General features: G+C 37.2%; 21 protein-coding genes. 3 read left to right on the top strand and 18 right to left on the bottom strand.

The features are described from left to right. Positions 1-47: 47 nt before the first annotated feature. Positions 48-326 carry a hypothetical protein gene (locus BLT84_RS07300; protein ID WP_091263848.1) on the top strand — a complete coding sequence of 93 codons (279 nt, stop codon included), beginning with the start codon at positions 48-50 and terminating at the stop codon, positions 324-326. Here BLT84_RS07300 and BLT84_RS07305 read toward each other — a convergent pair. The 18 genes from BLT84_RS07305 to BLT84_RS07390 form a co-directional block, all read right to left on the bottom strand. Beyond that, complete coding sequence (locus BLT84_RS07305) at positions 323-2,110, bottom strand: hypothetical protein (RefSeq protein WP_091263850.1); 1,788 nt, start codon at positions 2,108-2,110, stop codon at positions 323-325. The genes BLT84_RS07300 and BLT84_RS07305 overlap by 4 nt on opposite strands. Then, positions 2,107-4,026, bottom strand: coding sequence for a BACON domain-containing protein (locus BLT84_RS07310; protein WP_091263852.1), 1,920 nt, complete (start codon positions 4,024-4,026; stop codon positions 2,107-2,109). Before BLT84_RS07310 ends, BLT84_RS07305 begins: the two co-directional genes overlap by 4 nt. Positions 4,027-4,028: 2 nt before the next feature. After that, entirely contained in the window at positions 4,029-6,845 is a 2,817-nt protein-coding gene (locus BLT84_RS07315; RefSeq protein ID WP_091263854.1) for a phage tail tape measure protein, read from the bottom strand. Then, positions 6,835-7,308 carry a hypothetical protein gene (locus BLT84_RS07320; protein ID WP_091263856.1) on the bottom strand — a complete coding sequence of 158 codons (474 nt, stop codon included), beginning with the start codon at positions 7,306-7,308 and terminating at the stop codon, positions 6,835-6,837. Before BLT84_RS07320 ends, BLT84_RS07315 begins: the two co-directional genes overlap by 11 nt. Before the next feature lies 1 nt (position 7,309). Next, positions 7,310-7,816, bottom strand: a complete 507-nt coding sequence (locus BLT84_RS07325; RefSeq protein WP_091263858.1) for a hypothetical protein — start codon at positions 7,814-7,816, stop codon at positions 7,310-7,312. Further along, the gene (locus BLT84_RS07330; protein ID WP_091263860.1) at positions 7,813-8,685 is read right to left on the bottom strand and encodes a hypothetical protein; all 873 of its coding nucleotides are present in this window, start codon (positions 8,683-8,685) and stop codon (positions 7,813-7,815) included. The genes BLT84_RS07325 and BLT84_RS07330 overlap by 4 nt, the downstream gene beginning before the upstream one ends. Before the next feature lie 79 nt (positions 8,686-8,764). Next, a complete protein-coding gene (locus tag BLT84_RS07335) occupies positions 8,765-9,256 on the bottom strand; it encodes a hypothetical protein (protein WP_091263862.1) in 492 nt (163 codons plus the stop codon). Between the two features lie 10 nt (positions 9,257-9,266). Then, the gene (locus BLT84_RS07340) at positions 9,267-9,767 is read right to left on the bottom strand and encodes a glycoside hydrolase family 108 protein (RefSeq protein WP_091263864.1); all 501 of its coding nucleotides are present in this window, start codon (positions 9,765-9,767) and stop codon (positions 9,267-9,269) included. After that, positions 9,764-10,129, bottom strand: a complete 366-nt coding sequence (locus BLT84_RS07345) for a hypothetical protein (RefSeq protein WP_091263866.1) — start codon at positions 10,127-10,129, stop codon at positions 9,764-9,766. The genes BLT84_RS07340 and BLT84_RS07345 overlap by 4 nt, the downstream gene beginning before the upstream one ends. Before the next feature lies 1 nt (position 10,130). After that, the gene (locus BLT84_RS07350) at positions 10,131-10,490 is read right to left on the bottom strand and encodes a hypothetical protein (protein WP_091263867.1); all 360 of its coding nucleotides are present in this window, start codon (positions 10,488-10,490) and stop codon (positions 10,131-10,133) included. Further along, on the bottom strand, positions 10,487-10,972 hold the full coding sequence (locus tag BLT84_RS07355; protein ID WP_157717903.1) for a hypothetical protein: 486 nt from the start codon (positions 10,970-10,972) through the stop codon (positions 10,487-10,489). The genes BLT84_RS07350 and BLT84_RS07355 overlap by 4 nt, the downstream gene beginning before the upstream one ends. Continuing rightward, positions 10,969-11,517, bottom strand: a complete 549-nt coding sequence (locus BLT84_RS07360) for a hypothetical protein (protein WP_091263870.1) — start codon at positions 11,515-11,517, stop codon at positions 10,969-10,971. Before BLT84_RS07360 ends, BLT84_RS07355 begins: the two co-directional genes overlap by 4 nt. A gap of 65 nt (positions 11,518-11,582) precedes the next feature. Next, positions 11,583-12,146 carry a hypothetical protein gene (locus BLT84_RS07365; RefSeq protein WP_091263871.1) on the bottom strand — a complete coding sequence of 188 codons (564 nt, stop codon included), beginning with the start codon at positions 12,144-12,146 and terminating at the stop codon, positions 11,583-11,585. Next, complete coding sequence (locus tag BLT84_RS07370; RefSeq protein WP_091263873.1) at positions 12,143-12,979, bottom strand: IPT/TIG domain-containing protein; 837 nt, start codon at positions 12,977-12,979, stop codon at positions 12,143-12,145. The genes BLT84_RS07365 and BLT84_RS07370 overlap by 4 nt, the downstream gene beginning before the upstream one ends. A gap of 2 nt (positions 12,980-12,981) precedes the next feature. Continuing rightward, positions 12,982-14,193 (bottom strand): hypothetical protein, encoded by a 1,212-nt coding sequence (locus BLT84_RS07375; protein WP_091263875.1) that lies wholly within the window; start codon positions 14,191-14,193, stop codon positions 12,982-12,984. A gap of 3 nt (positions 14,194-14,196) precedes the next feature. Next, a complete protein-coding gene (locus BLT84_RS07380) occupies positions 14,197-15,138 on the bottom strand; it encodes a DUF6712 family protein (protein WP_091263877.1) in 942 nt (313 codons plus the stop codon). 116 nt (positions 15,139-15,254) lie between these two features. After that, on the bottom strand, positions 15,255-16,592 hold the full coding sequence (locus tag BLT84_RS07385) for a hypothetical protein (RefSeq protein WP_091263879.1): 1,338 nt from the start codon (positions 16,590-16,592) through the stop codon (positions 15,255-15,257). Then, positions 16,592-16,993 carry a hypothetical protein gene (locus BLT84_RS07390; protein ID WP_172822446.1) on the bottom strand — a complete coding sequence of 134 codons (402 nt, stop codon included), beginning with the start codon at positions 16,991-16,993 and terminating at the stop codon, positions 16,592-16,594. Before BLT84_RS07390 ends, BLT84_RS07385 begins: the two co-directional genes overlap by 1 nt. Positions 16,994-17,052: 59 nt before the next feature. Here BLT84_RS07390 and BLT84_RS07395 point away from each other — a divergent pair, with 59 nt between their 5' ends. Both BLT84_RS07395 and BLT84_RS07400 read left to right on the top strand, forming a co-directional pair. Next, positions 17,053-17,616, top strand: coding sequence for a hypothetical protein (locus tag BLT84_RS07395; RefSeq protein ID WP_157717905.1), 564 nt, complete (start codon positions 17,053-17,055; stop codon positions 17,614-17,616). After that, on the top strand, positions 17,606-19,120 hold the full coding sequence (locus tag BLT84_RS07400; RefSeq protein ID WP_091263886.1) for a hypothetical protein: 1,515 nt from the start codon (positions 17,606-17,608) through the stop codon (positions 19,118-19,120). The genes BLT84_RS07395 and BLT84_RS07400 overlap by 11 nt, the downstream gene beginning before the upstream one ends. Positions 19,121-19,125 lie beyond the last annotated feature (5 nt).

Raw genomic sequence — 19,125 nt, forward strand, 5'->3', positions numbered from 1 at the left:
ACAATTTTTCTATAAATTTATATACAATAAACCTTCAAAATTATATAATGGCAAAAGTGAAGAATAGCAATCAAAATCCTGAATCTTTTACTATTTCCGTTACAGAAAAGGACGGCAGAAAGAGTGAAACAAAACACGTTACTGAAGATATCGTGAAATCATGGGATATAGATGCAGAGTTTGTCGCTTGTAATGAGGGCTACATTGATCGATTAAGAGAAGGTCTAAACAATAAATGCCAAACTTTATGTAGACCAATGGTTTTTCTTGACGAAAATGGAAATGAGCAAACAGTCTGGCAAAATATTGATGGCTCCTGGTCTTAAAAAGTCTCACTTTCTACATCTACCTTCATTCTTTTTTCAGACAAGATCTTCCTGGTTAATTTCTTAATAATATGCAGCTCGTTGTACTTCTTGCTAAGTGCAGCAATAGATATATTTTCAAAAACAGAACATTCAAAATTTTCTTTAAAGGTTTTAGAGTTTATTCTAAAATAGATCCAGGTTTTCCACCTGTCTTTGGTAACATTATCTAAACTCAAGGTTTTTGAAAGTGATGCAGAACAGGTTGGTAAATTATTAGCGTCAAAACCATCGTACACAGAAAAGTCTATCTTAGATTTTTTTGAAGGATACACTGCAGTGGTTATATTTTTATTTCGCTCTACGGCCAGAGGCTGCACATCCATCTTAATTTCTACTGTTTCATTCCCTTCTTCATCGATGTCTGAATATACTTGTCCGTTTTTATTATAAAATACCTGTTCTTTATTGGCATAACTCAGCTTGTAAAACCTGTTAGAGTTATGAGTGATCTTTTTATCCGGATCTTCTAAATGACTGTGATCTACACTCGGCTTTTTTAATATAGAATCTTGAGTGAAGTTAATTTCTACATAACGCTCATTAGGGGTAATATCTAAATTTAACCAGTTCTTCATCTCATTTACAAACTCCCCAAAAGTTTGATCCGGCATAAAATTGGAAAGAGTGAATACAGAAGGGAATTCGTTTAACTGTCCTCCCTTAAAAGAATATTCAAAATTGTTAAAATCTGTAATACTTTGATTGGTTTGAAGGATTTTTAACTGAATAATAATCGGGCTGAAATTATCTAATTCTTCCACGTTCACGCTAAATTTCTCATCCAACGTTACTCTGTTATCTTTAGATAATGCCTGGAATAAAATGGTACGTTCTTGAGATAAAGAATCTTCTCTAAAAATGGTGAATTCGAAATATCGGGCCAATACAGGATCCAGATTAATGTTATAATCTATCTCATAAGTTCCCTGGGAAAGTGGGGTGATTTTCTTTTCATAAATACCGTACACAATTCTATTAAATACCACCTCCGTAGAAGTTGGCATTCCAAAAGAAAAGTTTACATATTCAGATCCTCTAAATTTTTCTAAGTAATTCTGCGGAATATACACCGCTTTTTTTAGCACTTCATCCTTAAAAATATCGCCAATAACTTTCTTCCCTGCAGTTTTAAATCCGAATTTAAGGATCTCCAAAAGATAGGGGCAAGGTGCCAGGACATTTCTATTGATGTACACCGGTTCTGGACCAGAGGTATCAACCTCGTTCCCTAAATACGCACCATTGCTGTAATTATTTACAAAACCTTCAAAAAGATCATAATTTGTTTCTTTACTTATCTCCGGGCGATAGATCATAGGAAATGCAAACGCCGAATACGGCCAATTGCTTTGAGATTTACTCCTGGCAAAAGTCAAAATATCTGCTGCAACATTCACTGGCCATGGTAGGTCTTTTAAATCTGTATCATAAGTGCTTATGTTTTCTTCTCCAAATGTGATATTACATTCAATTATTTTTCCTGTGATCTGGCCTAAAAACAAAGTTGCAGGGTAGTGATTATCTCCCACAATTAATCTTCCCGTAATTTTAGTATCGAGATCTGAAATATTTTCTAACGTTGGAATTCCTAATTTGGTAAGCAATTCTGCATCTCCTTTAATAGCAAAAGGCAAAGTGTAATTTCTGTCTATATCATCATTAAAAATATCATTCTGCTCTGCCAGAGAGATTCCGGTATTGCTAAGATCATATTGGAAGGTTGCTGTTTGAAAAATGATCATTCTACGGCTATTTTAAATTTCAAATCAATATTTCTGTTGGTTCTCCTGGTTTCAGATTCTGTAAGGCTTCTAAAGTTCCTAAGCACTTCAAATCTAGCATTGCCATGCTGCAACCATATTTTTTTTGCAGCTAAGATTCTGGTTAGAAAAACTTCTTCAGCTTCAGAATAGATATTCCCGGTGCTCAAGCTAAAACTCTTAGGGTTTTTTACTTCTATAACGGTAGAATATTCTTTACCGCCTCTACTATTTACCGCTACCACACTATCTTCTTCTGAAGTGATTTTAAAAATACTGTCTGCATTAAAAATCTCCGGACAATCCCATTCATTCAACCAGATAATCTGAGTGGTGGGTAACGCAGTAGCTTTAACAGTAACAGTTAGATTAATTGGACCAGCTGCAATTTGTATGCTGTCTCCTTTACTCAGTTCATAATCTGAAAGCTGAATAAAAACTCCATAAATGTTGGATCCGTTAATGTTCAATAACACATTCCCGGTGTAAGCTCCAGTAATGGTTGCTTGTTCTATAGCTTCATCACTCATAAAATTAAAAGCGATTACAGCATCTGCAGGAACGGTAATTTTACTCGGCAAATAGGTAAGAATATTTTGTTTTTTTGGAGTGCTTCCGTTTAAAAAAGTAATATTTTGATAAGCAGCTCTTTCTTCCAATACAGCATTCCCTAGTTGTTTGTCATATACCGTAAAATCATAACGAATAGGTATTACAGGAATAAAGCTGTGGGTATAAAGTTCTGGCAGTAACTGAGGTTTTAATAATAGATCTGTTTCCTGGCCAATAAGTACCGAAGCTGCATTTTTAAAGAAAGGAACTCGCTTTCTATATTTTTTAGTTTCCAGCGTTCCCTGAGTAGTAAAATCTAGTACCGTTTCTGCATTTACAACAGCGTTGGTCATGTTAAGCGTTACTCGATCTTCTGCAAAATAAAAGCCATTATTTTCTATTCCGGCAGTTTCTTCTTTTACAATTTGTAGTAATACGCTTACAATACTAACTCCATAAGTACTGCTTACGGTAATCTCAGCAGGATATGCTCCTACTTCCAAGATTTCAGTATTAACAGTACTAACTTCAATTCTATTAACACCGGCAAGCGCATTGTCTGGAGTAATTTGAAGCCAGTTTACATTACTGGAAACGTTAATGGAGACAGAGGCATCTATATTTATAGATTTTACTTTATCTGGGATGGCTTGATAGGCTTCAGAAAACTCTAAAACGTTAGGAGTTACAATTAGATAATCTTCCTCATTATCTGTACCTGAAATATAAAAATATACAATTCCTTCTAGCTGGCTATCTCCATCATCTACCACAAAATGGGCAACATTGGTATAGGCATCTAAACCTGCTGGATCTGCAGTTAAGGATATGGTAGAATTTTCGGAGCCGTTATCTGCAGAAAAAGTAAGCCAGGGTTGATCTGAAACAATGCTCCAGTTATTTAGCGTAGAGATGGCTAAAAATTGAGCAGCTGGAGGAACCTCTCCTCTTTTATATTGAAAAACAAAGCTCTTTTTACTTAGTGATAGAGGCGTATAAGCCAACACTCTTAAATTTACTTTTAAGGTGCAGGTTTGGGTACCAATAACCGGAAAAGATTCTACTCTCCCTTTAATTTTGACTTCTGCCGTTTGTAAACCAACACTTAAATTATTGGCATAGGCAGGATCTATGGCAATGTTGTAAAACAATTTTGTAACATGCCCATCATCTTCCTTCTCTAGGTCAGTTAAAATAACCTTGAGCCAAGAAGGTTTTTCTGCTACTTCTACTGTGCTAATGTTAGCAAATGGATATTGCGGAGTTAATTCTACTACCGTGTTTGGAATTGCACTAGAATTTTTCCTGTAGGTAATGCTTAATATACTTGGATTAAATATTGCCATTGTTATTTTTTAATTTTTGCTTTAGCTATTACAGCGTCTAATTTCTTTTCAGCCTCTTTTCGTTTTTGTTCAGCTTCATATCCAAAGTAGATATCTCCAGTTATTCCTACTGCCTCCAAAATAGATTCTAAAAGTTGTATTTGTCTGGAACCATCACCTCCAGATCCGGAACCGGAATTGGAAGGCAGCGTTAAAGTATCTGTTCCAACATCTCCACCATCGGCATATAAACCTAATTTGCTTTTTCTTTTTTTCTCCAGATAATTAATTATCTCCGGAACTTCTGGATCTTTTCTTACAACTTCCGGAATTACATATTCGTTTACATGGACAACTCCAGCCACTTCGTGACCAGTTTCATCTTTATATCCCATTCCAAAAAGTGTAGTATCACCTCCTTTAGCAAAACCCGCAATAGCACTTCCGGCAATTGATCCTAATTGAATGGCTGCATTTATTTTTACTGCTGCAGCTTGGTTTAAACCTGTAGCGGTATTTATAGCCACCCACGGCATACCAAATGTTAATGGAGCTGCTGCAACAGCTGCTGTATTTGCAATTGCTGTATTTGCACTAATTGCTGCTAAAGATTTTGCGGTATTTGTAAAGACTTCTGCAGCTGCCATTCCTTTTTCAATTAAGAACAAGGCTTTATAGATTCCTTTTTTGTTTTGGAAAACCGACTTTAAAACATCAACACCTGCAAATGCTGCGTTTGTTTTTGCCATTTCAAGATCTTTAGTTGCCTGAACTGAAGCTTCTGCCCACTTTTTTTCTAGGTCGTGTTGTTTAGAAAGTCCCTGTTCTTTAATCTCATAGATCTTATCTTGATGATTTTTCTCTAGTAACTGCTTAAATTGGTTTTTCTCATCGGTAGTTAATTCAATCTTTTTAAGCTCCTCCTCAAATTTCTCCAGATCTTTTTGATATCTAATTTCCTCTGCCTCCAGGCGCTTTTCTTCATCAGTTTCCTTTTGGGCGATAGAAAGTTCATCTATCAAGGCTTGTTTGCGTTCCTGGAATGCTTTTAAGTTTTCCAGCTCTTTTTCTTGCTGCTTTGCATCATATTCGGCATTAATGGCATCTGTTACCTCTTTTGAAGCTTCCAACTCCGCAGCTTTTGCCAATTCACGCTCACGTTCTAATTCAATTTTTTTCTTATCTGTATCTGCCTCTCGATCTTCTTTTCTCTTTGCATATTCTTTTTGAAGATTTTCAATAGTTTCCAGACGTTTTTTCTCATTTGCAATAGCTTCTTTAGCTCTAGATTCTGCAAGTTTTGCTGCTTCTTTTTGCTCTTTTAAATTATTAGAATTGGATACTTCCGGAGCATTTACTTTTGTTTTTTCGGCATCACGTTGTGCAGCAGCAGCTTTTTCTCGTTTTGCCTGTTTTTTATCAAACTCATCTCCTTTTTTCTCCCATGCTGCAAAGAAATTATCTGAACCTGTGAAAGCTTCTTTAGTGGCTTGTACAGATTGAAAAATAAATTTTCTAAATCCTGTATCGACTTTAGATAGACCCTCAAGAACAGAATTCATTCCTTCAAAAAATCCAGCTTTAAAATTGATCCAGGCAACACTTATATCGTTAACAAAGGCTGAATATTGATCGGACTTAAGCGCATCGTTCTGTGCTTCTTCCAATCTGTTATTAGCATCTGCCACTCTTTGAAGCTCTGCCTCTAAAGGTGTTAGTGCTCTTTCTTGATCAATTAGAGATCTATTAACAGCCTCGAAAATTAAAAGAGCTCCACCTGCATCTTCTCCAGCACCTTTAAAAAGATCTGCAGTTAACAACTGTGCCTGCTGTGCATTCAATCCAATATTTTCAGCTTCACCCGCAACTAAGCCTAAGGCATCTTTTACAGTGATGCTTCCATCCTGAATTCCATTAAAAAGTTTATCTGTGAATTCCTTTCCAAAGGCGTTTTCTAAGGCCTCACGAGAAGCCTCAGTTTCTTCCATAAGACTTAAAGAGAATTCTTTAATAGCATCCGGTAGTTTATCAGAATAGATCTTCATATCTATTCCTGTATTCACGATTCTTTGAAAATCTTCTACAGTGAATCCTGCCTGAGCAAAAAGCTTTGGATATTCTTTAATGCTATCCAGAAATTCTGTATTCTCTTTTCCACCTCTAATAAGGCCATTTTCAATTCTATCAAACGCTTCTTCATAAGAAATTCCAAATGCCTCGACCAATGTAGAAGCTGCAGTAAGAGATTCTTTAAAATCGGTGCCAAAGGTTTTTTCAAGTGCTGTAGCTCTAACACGTGCCTGGTCTAAAGCTTCGCCACTTAACTGCGTGATCTGTTGGGTGATTCTATTAGCTTCTAAAGCGGCTTCGTTATATTTAAACCATTCTTTTGCAGCAATACCAATACCTGCAAGTGCAACTAGCGCTAACCCTATAGGAGTAGCAATAAATTTAAGGGAGGCAATAGTGGCGGTTCTAATTTGGGCAGTGACTCCTGCCATTGCTGTTTTAAATGCTAATACATCACCAGATCGGAACGCTGAAAAAGCATCAGCAAAATTATTTCCAAACTCCTGCATTGCAGAGGCCTGTTCATCTATAGTATCTGTAGAGCGGGCAATTTCCTCTCTAAATGCTTTTTGAGCTGCAATTTGTTTTTTTCTTTCAGCTTCAATTATAGCCAGATCTTTATTAGCTTTTATATATTCTTCCGTTCCTTCTGTATTCTTATTCACTTCCCGTCTGAGATTATACATCTCTCTAGTAAGATCCTTCATGGTATTTTCTACCTCTCGACCATTTACCTTTATAGTAAGATTTAATGCGTTATTATTTGCCATCAGTAGAATTGAATTTAATTATCATTTGTTCCAGGAGTACTTCTACACTTTGTCCTCGGGTTTTCGATAGTTCGGTGGTCAAATAGTCCACAGCTCCGCTTTTAATGTAGATGTCACTAAAAATTTCTCGTGCTGGCAGATTAAAAGAATGCCGCTTTCGTTGTGTTCTTGTTTTTTCATACCGATCAGCTTTTAAATAAACAGATGTTGCCGATCTTTGGCCTGTAAAACCGTAGTTAAGTATGTAACCAGTTTTAGTAGATTGTAGGTTAAGCCCCAATAATTTATAGTCTCCCATTTTTTCCTTAATCCTGGTGGATTTTAGAAGTGGTTTTTTCCCATTGGTTCCTTTACCTCTTAGGTTCAGTTTTTGCTCCAAAACACTATGCAAATAGGCTTGTGCCATCTTTGCGGCAGTTCTTCCTATTTGCTTTTCTTTGGATTTAATTTCGTCAGCAGTCATATTAACAGGTTAAGTCAATATCATCCCAATCTGCAGCATCTAACTTTAAAGACTCATCACCAGCAATAATTCCTGTGAATTGAAATCCATATAAAGCTTCAGTAAATATTGGTCCTTCTTTTACCCATTTCACTGTCTCCGACTGAAATTTATTATGTAAAAAATGACCTGTAACGCGTGCATCATAACGCATCCTGGCAATGATCTTTAGACCAATTCTTTCACATTGATCCAGCATTTCATTCTGTTGATCAAAATTTCCGGCACGACATTTTTGATATATTGAAAAATAGAATCTACGGTTGACCTTAGAAGAATGAATTGAGGAGCCTTCTGTGTCTCCTTCAGGACTTTCCACTACCATGGCAGGAAAATTTATCCCACTTCTAAAACTTCCAGTTATTTCTTCCAGATCCATCCTGAAGAATGATTTCTCCGGAAAGTCTTTTAAATTTTTATTCAGACTCTCGAAATAGTCTATAATTGGCTTGTGGGTTGGGGCGCTCATTCTTTCTTATTTTTCATTTCTATAAGCTCATTTTCATAAGGGCCAAAGAAATCGTGGATATTCAGGTTTTGAACCAGATCTAGTTTAGAGTGATCAAACTGGATCTTGAAGTGCAGCAGCTTTCCGAAAGGAGTATAGGATACTTGAATCTTTTTAATTTTCTTCTCCCCTTTTTCGGGTGCCGGAAAAACATGTGGATACTGTTTTACGATATAGTTCCGGCAACCTTCATACGTATATGCAACGGCCAGCTTTTTTCTGTACCGCAACCTTTTGATAGCTTTTACATCTTTCTCCACAAAAAACTTATCGAAGCTTCTGCGTGGATCTATTTCTTTTGAGGAGGATCCGGCCGGACGGTAAAGTGTAGCACACAGCATATCCAGATATCTTATATCCTGCGTTTTTCTCCAGTTATAATACAGCGAGTCTATAAAAGAAAACTCCTTTATGCTGATGTTCTGAAGACGATCTGCAGGAGGGAAATAAGTTTCCTTTTTTAACCGAAATGCAGGAATAAAATTTGTCCTGGTAATTTCTCCAAGAAGAAATTTTACATAATCCTGATATTCTTCTGATGGAATTTGCCATAATGCAATCCATACTTTTCCGAAATTATTAACCCTGAGAAGGTTTTTCACTAAGGCTACATACAGCTTAGAATAATGCGCAGGTTGAAATTCTTTAGGATGGCAATCTTTTAATTTGTGGAAGTGCTCCAGCGCTGCAGCAACTCCGCAAAGTTGAACTGCTGTGAGTTGGTTCCAACTCCTGGCCATAGTAATGTTTCTGCCAAAAAGGACTAATGCCATATAGAGGAAAAGATCCTTTACCGGCGTAATGATGTAGTATCTAAAAAATTCCTTCATACCTCAAATTTGATCTTTGAAGGCATGAGAAAAAAGGACAGGGAAATTCAGTGAGCAGTGAGCTGTGTACCAGTAGTATTTAAATGCTTAGTTTTCTCGTTTTAAAATAAAAAAACAGCAATATTAATCCGGCAATTATCCCGAAGATGATCCCAAGGTTTGCTCCCCAGGAGATAGATTCTCTTTCCACTTTTTTCCCTTTTTCTTTTACGGTGGAATCTTTGTTGCTTTTGCTATTATCTTCTTTGGAGGAAGCTTTGGAACCATTGGTGGTATTGGTAGAATTTTCTTTTTTATTTGTAATGTCCAGGGCAGCATTTTGCCAGGTAACGGTGTTACCAGTCACATTCAAAGAAGAAGGTTTTTCCGGATCTTGAGGCGTTGCTTTAATATTCTTTTCCTGAATATTAGAAATGCTGGTACTTTCAAATACTTCTGAATCTGAAGTCTTGATCTCGTTTTGTGTGATCTCTGAGAGTTTTTCTACTTTCTTTTGAGTCTCAGCTTTTCTGGAACTGCAAGCACTAAATATTGTTAGTGCCAGGATTGCAAATAGTAATTTTGTTTTCATATATAATTGTTTATACGCGTTCCATCCAACCGTTGAAGTATTTTTCTTGCGATGGTTTTTTCTCGCAGATCTCTTTGTATTTGCAGAATTGCAAACCGTTGAGCACCTTTAAAAGAATACGATCATTCCCACAGGCTCTATAAGCGCTTAATGTTGCAGGACCTATCTTTCCATCAACGTTTAGATCTTTATAACTTCTGCCATCTCTATTCATTAAATTGAGTGCTTCCTGAAGAAACATTTTTGCGGTGACCTGGCCCATGTTAACAGCAGTATCAAAAAGCTCTAGCGCTACTTCATACTTCAACATTTGGTCTGCACCACAGGCTTTCCAGTAATCTTCAAAATAGATCTTCTTGGCCATATCTAGCGTTAGATTTTTGATATCTAAATGCGGATAGGCTCTTTTAGAAATTCCGTACTTGGTTTCTCCTCCACGGTCTGTTGGGTCGTTAACATAACCACCTTCAATTCCTATTAATGTTTCAAAAGCTTTTTCGAAAGATGTCATGGAGCTGGAGTAAAATTTGTGGTTTTTTGAGCCTGTTGGAGTTGCCTATATTCAAATTCTTTCATGATCTTGGCTGGCAATTCCTCCAATTTCTTAGAAGTGTCGTCATGATAGATCTTGCTTTGCTCGGCAATTCTTTCTGTAACATCTACTATCTTTCTATTGGTTTCATTCTGATCTTTAGACATGGTGACAAAAGCTTCTCCTAAAGTATCTGCTCGAACTCTATCGCTTTTGCTATAATCATGAACAACTTTAAATAGATAACCAACGGCAATGATCAGCGTTAAAATGATCAATCCTGGTAATCCATAATCTGCATATCTAGAAAGAGATGCATCTATTTGTAGGGGTAAAAACATATTAATCTGATTTTCTATTTTGAATGCTCTGATTATCTCTAAGCATCTTTTTAATATCCTTGTCGGCCTGAGCAGGAGTAATGCTGTAATCATCTATGGTTACATTAATCACTTTGCAATTATCACAATCTATTACTGTGATTATAAAGTGGTATTGTTTCTCCACATTTTCTTGAGTGAGTGTGCCTGCTGCACCTTTAAAAGTCTTTCCGTAAAGTGGATTGTAAAGTCCGGCGGTGCCATTTTCCACATACATTACTGTAAGATCGAGATCTCGCACATCTGTAGGAGGTAGCTCTTGAGCAATGCCACAGCTACTTAAACTGAAACTTATTAATAGGAGCAATAAAAGTTTTTTCATTTTTTGGGAATTAAAGATTTATAAAAATTGGTGTTGACTCGCTGGAGTTCTTTGGGATCTACATAGTACATAAGCCGGGTAGAGCTCATGATCTCATTGAAGGCAGGATCAGATTTTGGAAGATCTTCTACACAGATATGTTTTAAATCGAAAGCGTGACCAAGTTCATGCAGCAAAGTGAGTTTGAATATTTGCGGATGATCTAAAAGGGTAGAGTCTAACTCTATGGTATGTCTATTTCCTATTCTTTGGTGATATCCATACACTCTCATTATCCAAGGACCTTCCAAAACAGGAGGGATGTCTTTCACCACAATACTATCTATCTCATTAATGCGGTAGAAGGAGCGTGTGTCATTCTTAAAATTCTCTGAAATAAATTCTTCCAGAATTGGATAGACCTTATCTGGAGCATTGGTGTACATGTTCTGTCCGGCAACCGGCATCATGCAAAAGAGCGCTATGTATAGGAAAAATCTCATGAGTATTTTTCCAGAAATGATTTGGTTTTCTCTATAGTTTGAAGCCTAGACTGCAGGCGTGCATAAAATTCTGTTTTAAATCGTGCTGCATAGATGCCAGATTGCATTGCATTTTGACAGTGGGCAGATTCTATTACATTTAAAAAGGAAACCAGAAGATGGCCTTTTCTATTTAAGTTGCCTAGAGCATCATTCCAACCCAAGACTTCACTTATAGTTTCATGAGTATTTCCAAAAGGATATTCTTTTGAGTTGGTGAGGAAGAACCAATTGAAAAATCCACCGAAAGCAACATTCCCTAATTGATCTATGCCTATGGCGATTCCAACAAAAAACTTGGCGGTACCGGAAATGATATCTCTTGCTTTGCGATCTTCTTTTTTAAAGCTGAAGATGATCTTCCAGAGCATGGATGGGATTACACACAGTAGAAAAACAAATGCTGCAAGAATAATAAGTAAAAATGCACCTATTAGGTTTCCTATATTATTGAAGAATTCTCCAAGCCATGTTCCAAGGCGTTTTAAAAAGTTTCGGACTTTCATAATGCTTATTTATTTAAAGATTATAAAAGTCCGAAGTCAATATATTTTAAAAAAGGACAGGGAAATTAGCTAGGTTCAAATTCAAATTGAATGCCTACAATCTCTCCATTCATCTCCAATTTATTTAGGAAGAAACCAATAGCCAATGGATCTGTAATGTGAATTTCTGGAGAGTCTAGAGTGCCACCAGTAAAGTAATCTAAAGCAGCTTCATAAGTTGGATATCCATACTCTGTAATTACGGCTCCTTCTGGCAGCACTCCGTTATTTTCTTGCAAATAGTTCATAAGCGGAATATTCTCAAACCAAGCAATTGTTTTTTGAAAGTCTGCCTCTGTAGAATTTTCATCCGGCACAAAGGCAGCATCATAAACAGGGTTAGGGTATTTAAAGTAGGTAGTCTCATTGGTGCTATTTTCATAGTTACTTTCTAAGCCTATAAACTCTACCTTTTTTTGATAGAGAATTACTTCTTTGCCATCGTTTAAATAGGCAAGTACAAAAACTACTGCTAAGTAATTTTCTTTGCGCTTTAAAATGATCTCGCGATCTTCTATATACGCGTTGCTAAATTCTCCTTGGTGCAATTGTGGAGAGATGTATTTTCCGGATGTTGGTATTAGTTTCATATATAAATCAGTTTTAGATTAATAATGCTCAATTCAGATATATATGCTTTAATCTTTAAATCACCTGAACTAACGAAAGCTGAAGTATATCTAATTATACCATCAACAATATAGTATGTTTGAGCACCCACTCTTTTTATGGAACAAACAGACTCTAATGCTACATTTTTTAAATCACCTTTTATTGTAGTTCCTTCACGCCAGATGTATTGTGCTAATGCTGGATTGCTATTAGCATAAGGATAATCCCAAACAAAAAATCCATAAACATCTGCATTTGAAGAATTAATTAAGGTAACTCCTTGATTAGGAGTATATCCCTGATCTGGGTTTGCTTCAATAGGGGAGGTTAAAAAATTAAATCTAAGTTCAAAATCTACTCCATCAGGAATAATAAAATCTGCTGTGTTCAAATAACCTACAGCAGGAGAATCTTTAACAGCGAGCTTAAACTCTCCATTTATAGCCGTATTTACTTGTCCAGAAGTGATTACCCAATCATTATTTGTTGGTACTTTAACATCTCCAAAAGAAACAATAAAACGATTTGTGAAAACAGAAGAATTCCCATTGTTAATAGTAATAGCAAATGTTCCTTCAACGTTACCAGTAGTTAACCCGACAAGCAATTCATTATCCGAAATAAAACTTACCGTGTTGACCGTTTGTCCTGAAATAAGCACAGTTGTATTAGGGTTAAAATAAGCTCCAAGAAGTCTTACTGATGTACCTGTGCTTGGTAATGAAGAAACAGGTAAAACATTATTTAATACTGGTGCATAATTTGTAGATATTCCAAATATTTGATTTGCTCTTAATTTTGTAGTTCCCATAATTATAGAAGATAATAATCAATTAATATTTTTTCTGGACCTTCAGCATCTACAAGTGGCGCAACAACAAATTCTATTGAAGTAGTTGAAACTTCTGTATAATCATCTGCTAGTTTTTGGCGTATCCCGTTACGATATACCTTTATTTTTCCTGCAGCATAAGCTGAAGGAAGTGTAAATATTTTATTGGTTCCGTTAATAGTTCCGGTAGGGGTAATTCCTACTTGTTCATTAGAAGAGCCACCTGCAGCAGGCAGATTAATAATAGGATTAGCAGGATCTGAATTATCTACTGCAGTACCACTAACAGAATTAACTGCTCCTGCAGGACCAGGAGGACCTACTTGGCTATTTAAATAATCCTGTTCTGTTCCAACATTACCTTCATCAAGCCAAAGTTGATAATTAGATTTTCCTTGAGGTCCCGGCTGCCCTTCCAGGCTAGTTAGGTAATCTTGTAAGGTTCCGTTATTTCCTTCATCGAGCCATAATTGATACGCACTCTTTCCTTCTACTCCTTGAACACTGGCAATCCATTCTGCTTCTGTACCAACAAAGCCGTTATCTACTGCACTTTGATAAGCAGACTTTCCTGCTGCACCTTGAATACTTGTTATCCATTCTGCTTCTGTTCCCACAAAGCCATTATCTAAGGCACTTTGATAGGCAGATTTCCCTTGAAGACTTACTAACCAATCAGCTTCAGTTCCTTCAAATCCAAAAGCAACTGCTAATTGATACGCTGAGAGACCGTTGTTTCCATCTTTTCCAAAGTCTTTATAACCTCCATCATAATAAAGAGAGGCTACTTTAGAATCTTTAGCGATGTACCAAACGTCTTCTAATCCCGGATCTGGAAAGTTTACCTTAGAATTAAATCTTTGAATTGGAGCCACTAATCCCGGCTCAGACCAAACTCCATTTATAACTCTTGCAATGGTTTGCGGATTGCCATTAGCAGGATCTATAACTCCAAATCCATCTTCTTCCGCATTTGGAAAGGTGGCTTCAAAAAGTGCAAGCGTACCTTTAAAGCCGTAGAACTTGGAACCTTCATTGGCTCTGGAAAGTTCATCTATACGAATAGCATGATCTTCCTGTATGTCTGCAATCTCCTTAATATCTTCAGCAACAACTTCTGTATCCCTATTAATGGAGGGATTGATATTTCGTTTATTTTTTAGGTTCTCGCTTGGTCGTTTTGCTAAAGCCATGGATTATATACTTAAAATTGAGTTGGTATTATAGGTAGGATCTTTAACCGGTAGCTTTTCTTTTAAAGCAAACTGAGCAAATCTGGAAGGATTACTTCGCAGGTAGTCTACCAAAATTTTAACCTGCTGAATGCCATCTTCCTGTTTAGCTCTTTCCAGTTTTTCCATTTCTAAGGCTGAAAGCAATGTCTTTTTCTCCCCGGGAATTTCCTCCAGGGAAACAAAGAAACCTTCTGGAGACAGATTAAAAGATCCTTCGCGAGCCAGTTCACTTATACAAAATGGAACCTGTGCTGCCTGGCATAATTCCAGCGCCTTTTTTTCTTCTGGGGTGGATCCATGCTTTATTTGAAAAGCCGTCTCTGCTCCTAACAGATTCATGAAGTACTTAGTCTCTGACTTAAGTAGGTGCGGGCGTAATCTCAGGAAGGTGAGACGGCTATTATTTATGTTAAAATGTTTTTCGAATTCTTTAGTTTGTCTGGTAAAGAGCTCATTAAAATTTGTGTATCCGGAAGAAGCAATCCATTGTGGAAATTCATCCTGGTTCTCTTCCATGATCTCCAGGGCTTCATCTAAAGCTTGCTGTCCTGTTTGAACCAAATAACGGCGCATGTCTCTTAATTTTGACCAGTCGGCAGGATCTGAATTTCCGTTTTTTACCGTGAAAATACCGGCATCGCTCATTTGCATGGTGAGTATTTTACTAGCCTCAAACATGGCCAGGTTACTCGAAGCTTCATGCAAAAGTTCTAACACCTCTAGCTGGACAGCTTCTAAAGGATCTGCTAATTCATAGGCGGCATACATTGCCCTACCTATAACAGGTTTAATTTGTTTGCGCTCTACTTTTTTAAGGTAGGGTGCTATTTTCTCATAACTGAAATTGTCATTTACAGTGATGTGTTTTTTGAAAATCTCTATATTTTTGACAAGGAGGCTCATTTCTTCTTTTTGATTTTATATTTTAGAATCAGATCTGTTATTTTAACCATAGCGTTTACTAATGCCTCAAAAATGACCCATGTAAACAATAAGTGTATAATTGTATTGATCATTTTCTAAAATTTTTGTTGACTTCCTGTAGGATTAGCATCTAAAGTGGTTAGCTCTGTAATGGCAAAATCGCCTTCCAGATCTTCTGGCCACTCGTTATAATCGCGGAGCAGTCTCCACATTTCCAGACTTATTTCACGTTTAGTTTTGAAAAGAGAATTAACAATGCTAAAGGCTTCACGTTTATCGCTTCCTGAGCTGCCATTAATTTTACCTCCGGGAATTCCTACTCCCATAAGATTAGGATCTACTCCCCAGGCACTCATAATTTCTGAGTTACCGGCAGAGGAATCTAAAAGTCCTTTTCCTTCAGAAGTATTCCCATCTTTAAGCGGTACCACTTCTATCCCTTTAACCCAGTCTCCATTCTCATCTTTAAATACAACAGACTGTATGGATTTTCCGGCGTTTTTATTACCAGAAAGATGCTCGTCTATTTTATTGGTAAGCTCCTGGCGGATCTCTTGTTTTCTAGTGGGCGTGAAATTTTCCCAATCGTCCTGATACATTTTCAAGAAGTATTCTTCAGAGATGTAAACCATGTATTTCACATTCAACTCTTTTTCAGAATAATTCTTCTTGAATTCCGGGATCTGATTTACTACAGTCATCCAGCCATTAAGAAATACAGAATGCTGTTCTGGTTCCGGGTAGTAGATCTCATCTATTAAAGGATAAAATATAGGCATGAAGAATTTATGGATCTTCTTGGCTTTACAATATTCCTTTACCTGTTCTGCACTGCAGTAACTATCTATTACAGCTGTTTTTTGAACAAAAGGACTGTCCTGGTTTAAACCACTATTCCATTTGTGAGCATAATAGCAGTTCTCAATTAATCCGGTTTTTTGATTGATAGTTTCATAGCGCATCTTATAAGTCTGGTAACGGCGTACTGAAACTATTCTACTGTAGTCATTGCTTAGTATATATTCCGGCCATCCAAGAGACCACATTTCAAGATCTGCAATCACCTCTGTAAAAACCCGATGCATTTTATTCTGCTTAAAGAAATCTGATATTTCTTTCACTGAACTTATGGGAACCACTTTGCGATTCTCTTTTCCATCATCGGTGGAATCTTGTCTCCAAAGTTTGAATCCTTGTCCGTAATGAGCTGCTCTATTGAATCTGTGACTGGTACGTGAGGCACCGTTTTTCTTCATCTCCTTCATGTAGCGCTCCGGATACAAATTATCATCACCCCACTTAGCTATTTTGCTGCTACCTTTTTCTTCAACCGGGATATGGGAATGCGTTTCTTTAGAACTATCTATTCTAAAAGCTGCCGTTTTTCCAAATCCAAAACTTAGAAATTTATTTTGTTGAATTATATGTGTCATTAATAAAGGACTTTTTTACCGTTGAAAGTTTCGATGTACATGTAATGCACTTTTTTAATTTCTCCATTCTCCAGCCTGATATTTCGGGTTTTTTGATCGTAGTGATTTGGTTTTTTCTTGATCACTTTTTTCTTTTCTGAAGGCTTGAAGTTTTGCAGGGCATAAATGCTATGAGGATCCATTGATTTTTCCTGCATAACCAGTTTGGCATTCTCGAAGTATTTTAATTTACCACCGGTTTTTGAATTCCGATTTAAGGTCCTGTATGAGATATCAAATTTCACAGCGCGACCTTCTTTATTTGGTGTACGCATGATCTCCAGGACTTCATTGATATAAATTGATTCTTCTACCATACCGCTAAATTGAAGAAGGAGCAGTTGATAAAAAAGGACAGGCATTTTGCTGTCCTTTTTTAAGGTAGCGTGAAATGCCAATTTTATGCTTAAACCTCAAAAAATTGGCACTTACTACTACACAAGATTCCCATTTTGAAAAGATCCTGGCTTCCTATTTAAATGAAGGAATTCAGCTTTCTCCTTTTCAATTGGATATGAAAAACCGCATTAAGACCTCATTTTCATTATTGCTCAATTGGCATAGCCGGGAGCAGGCGGCAAAAGTTCTCCAGGAACAATTTGATATTTCTCAGGCTACTGCTTATAGAGATATTGGGAATGCCCTCAAGATATATGGAGATCTCAATAAGGCTAGTAAAGAAGGGATGCGCTACATCATTCTGGAGTACAACCAGAAATTACTGCAGCTGGCCACCAAAGAAAAAAACCTCGCAGAAATGGGAAAAGCACTTGACAGAATGATCAAGCTTGCTGAATTGGATAAAGAGGAAAACCTGGTGAATCTAGAAAAACTCGCCAATATGGATATTACCATCACTATTGGTAAAAAAGCTGAAAAAGCAATTGTTGAGAGCAATAGTAAAGGTGTGGTGGATCTGAATGATATGGAAGCTGAAGATATAAGCTATGAAACTATAGAAGAGGAGGATCCAGATGGTAATTAATAAGAAAAAGGTTCAACTTAATCTAGCTCAGGCCATGGCCTGGAAAGCGAAGCAAAAAGTTAAATATCTTGAACTTGGAAGGGGAACCGGTAAAACGACTTTTTTAGGATTTGACTCTTTAGAATTGGTTAAACAGATGCCGAGGGCCTCTTTTGCAATGGTAGGATCTACATATAGTCAGATCCTTTCTAGGTTTATGCCAGCCATTAAAGAGGGGCTTGAGTTATTTGGAGTCTATGAGAATGTAGATTATGTGGTTGGTTCTATGGCAGGGAAGCGAATGGGCTTTAAAATGCCCTGGCAATCTCCAGATGCTTTCAATAATATATGGCATTTCTCAAATGGCTGTATTTTTCAGTTTGTGAGCTTAGATCATAAAGATAGTGGTAGGGGATTAAACTCTTACGCTATTAGAGGAGATGAAGCTGCACTTCTGGACGAGGAGAAGATTGCCATTAACGTAAAGAACACCAACAGAGCCCTAAAAGATGTGTATAAAAAGTCTCCGCTATTACATAGCGAGGTTTGGACATCTTCCACGCCATTGACTAAGAAAGGCCGTTGGTTTACCGAAAAGGAGAAAGCAGCTTTAAAAGATCCAAAAAAGATCTACTTCTTAAAGGCAACGGCAAAAGTGAATCTCCACAATCTTAGACCAGATTATTTTGAGTATATGCGCGATTCTTATCGTGATGATGTAGTGTATAATGCTGAGATGTTGAATATACGGCCCAAAGAGATCACCGATGGGTTTTATCCACAATTGACAGCTGATCACTATTATAAAGACTATGACCTTGGATATCTGGAGACTGTTCCACCGCTTAAAGATCTATCTGGTAGATCGTTCAACTGTAAACAGGATCTTGATCTGCAGAAAGGAAAGCGGCTAATCATTTCGGTAGACTGGGGTGCAAGCATCAACTCTATGACGGTATCTCAATTACAGGATGATACCTATAGAGTGATCAAAGAGTTCTATGTAAAGACCCCAAAGATCCTGGATCATTTATTCCTGGAAGAGTTTATTCCTTATTACGAATCCCACAACTGCAAGGAGGTGTACTTCTATTATGACCGTACAGGAAACAATGCCACCGCAAATAGTAAGCTCACCTATGCAGACCAGGCGCGTGCAATCCTAAAGGATAATGGATGGAAGGTATTTACTATGACCACCGGAACTAACCCTTCTTATATGGATAAGTTTCAACTAATCAACACGGCATTTAAAGAAGACGGTAGATTCCGTGGGATCCCGAAGATTAGAATTAACGAGGCAAACTGTCCCAACCTGATCATCTCGATGGAGAATGCGGAATCTTTGGATAGGGGTAAAGGAATAGAGAAAGACAAACGATCGGAGAGAAGGAAGGGAGTAGACCAGGAGCATGCCACTCACCTTAGTGATACATTTGATTATCCTTTCTTCTCCATGTTCTGGGCAAAGTTCAAGGGGTGGAAGGTTGAAAAAGAGGACCGCCCGATCTCGACATTTGGGTAGGCAGC

This window comes from Gillisia sp. Hel1_33_143 (genome assembly GCF_900104765.1).
GTDB lineage: Bacteria > Bacteroidota > Bacteroidia > Flavobacteriales > Flavobacteriaceae > Gillisia.

What these genes read in the sequence shown, in the direction of transcription:
- BLT84_RS07340 (WP_091263864.1), bottom strand. Translation starts at nt 9,767, where the DNA reads ATGACATCTTTCGAAAAAGCTTTTGAAACATTAATAGGAATTGAAGGT.
- BLT84_RS07305 (WP_091263850.1), bottom strand. Translation starts at nt 2,110, where the DNA reads ATGATCATTTTTCAAACAGCAACCTTCCAATATGATCTTAGCAATACC.
- BLT84_RS07355 (WP_157717903.1), bottom strand. Translation starts at nt 10,972, where the DNA reads ATGAGATTTTTCCTATACATAGCGCTCTTTTGCATGATGCCGGTTGCC.
- BLT84_RS07375 (WP_091263875.1), bottom strand. Translation starts at nt 14,193, where the DNA reads ATGGCTTTAGCAAAACGACCAAGCGAGAACCTAAAAAATAAACGAAAT.
- BLT84_RS07365 (WP_091263871.1), bottom strand. Translation starts at nt 12,146, where the DNA reads ATGAAACTAATACCAACATCCGGAAAATACATCTCTCCACAATTGCAC.
- BLT84_RS07345 (WP_091263866.1), bottom strand. Translation starts at nt 10,129, where the DNA reads ATGTTTTTACCCCTACAAATAGATGCATCTCTTTCTAGATATGCAGAT.
- BLT84_RS07350 (WP_091263867.1), bottom strand. Translation starts at nt 10,490, where the DNA reads ATGAAAAAACTTTTATTGCTCCTATTAATAAGTTTCAGTTTAAGTAGC.
- BLT84_RS07360 (WP_091263870.1), bottom strand. Translation starts at nt 11,517, where the DNA reads ATGAAAGTCCGAAACTTTTTAAAACGCCTTGGAACATGGCTTGGAGAA.
- BLT84_RS07330 (WP_091263860.1), bottom strand. Translation starts at nt 8,685, where the DNA reads ATGAAGGAATTTTTTAGATACTACATCATTACGCCGGTAAAGGATCTT.
- BLT84_RS07300 (WP_091263848.1), top strand. Translation starts at nt 48, where the DNA reads ATGGCAAAAGTGAAGAATAGCAATCAAAATCCTGAATCTTTTACTATT.
- BLT84_RS07315 (WP_091263854.1), bottom strand. Translation starts at nt 6,845, where the DNA reads ATGGCAAATAATAACGCATTAAATCTTACTATAAAGGTAAATGGTCGA.
- BLT84_RS07335 (WP_091263862.1), bottom strand. Translation starts at nt 9,256, where the DNA reads ATGAAAACAAAATTACTATTTGCAATCCTGGCACTAACAATATTTAGT.
- BLT84_RS07380 (WP_091263877.1), bottom strand. Translation starts at nt 15,138, where the DNA reads ATGAGCCTCCTTGTCAAAAATATAGAGATTTTCAAAAAACACATCACT.
- BLT84_RS07400 (WP_091263886.1), top strand. Translation starts at nt 17,606, where the DNA reads ATGGTAATTAATAAGAAAAAGGTTCAACTTAATCTAGCTCAGGCCATG.
- BLT84_RS07390 (WP_172822446.1), bottom strand. Translation starts at nt 16,993, where the DNA reads ATGCCTGTCCTTTTTTATCAACTGCTCCTTCTTCAATTTAGCGGTATG.
- BLT84_RS07310 (WP_091263852.1), bottom strand. Translation starts at nt 4,026, where the DNA reads ATGGCAATATTTAATCCAAGTATATTAAGCATTACCTACAGGAAAAAT.
- BLT84_RS07385 (WP_091263879.1), bottom strand. Translation starts at nt 16,592, where the DNA reads ATGACACATATAATTCAACAAAATAAATTTCTAAGTTTTGGATTTGGA.
- BLT84_RS07320 (WP_091263856.1), bottom strand. Translation starts at nt 7,308, where the DNA reads ATGACTGCTGACGAAATTAAATCCAAAGAAAAGCAAATAGGAAGAACT.
- BLT84_RS07370 (WP_091263873.1), bottom strand. Translation starts at nt 12,979, where the DNA reads ATGGGAACTACAAAATTAAGAGCAAATCAAATATTTGGAATATCTACA.
- BLT84_RS07325 (WP_091263858.1), bottom strand. Translation starts at nt 7,816, where the DNA reads ATGAGCGCCCCAACCCACAAGCCAATTATAGACTATTTCGAGAGTCTG.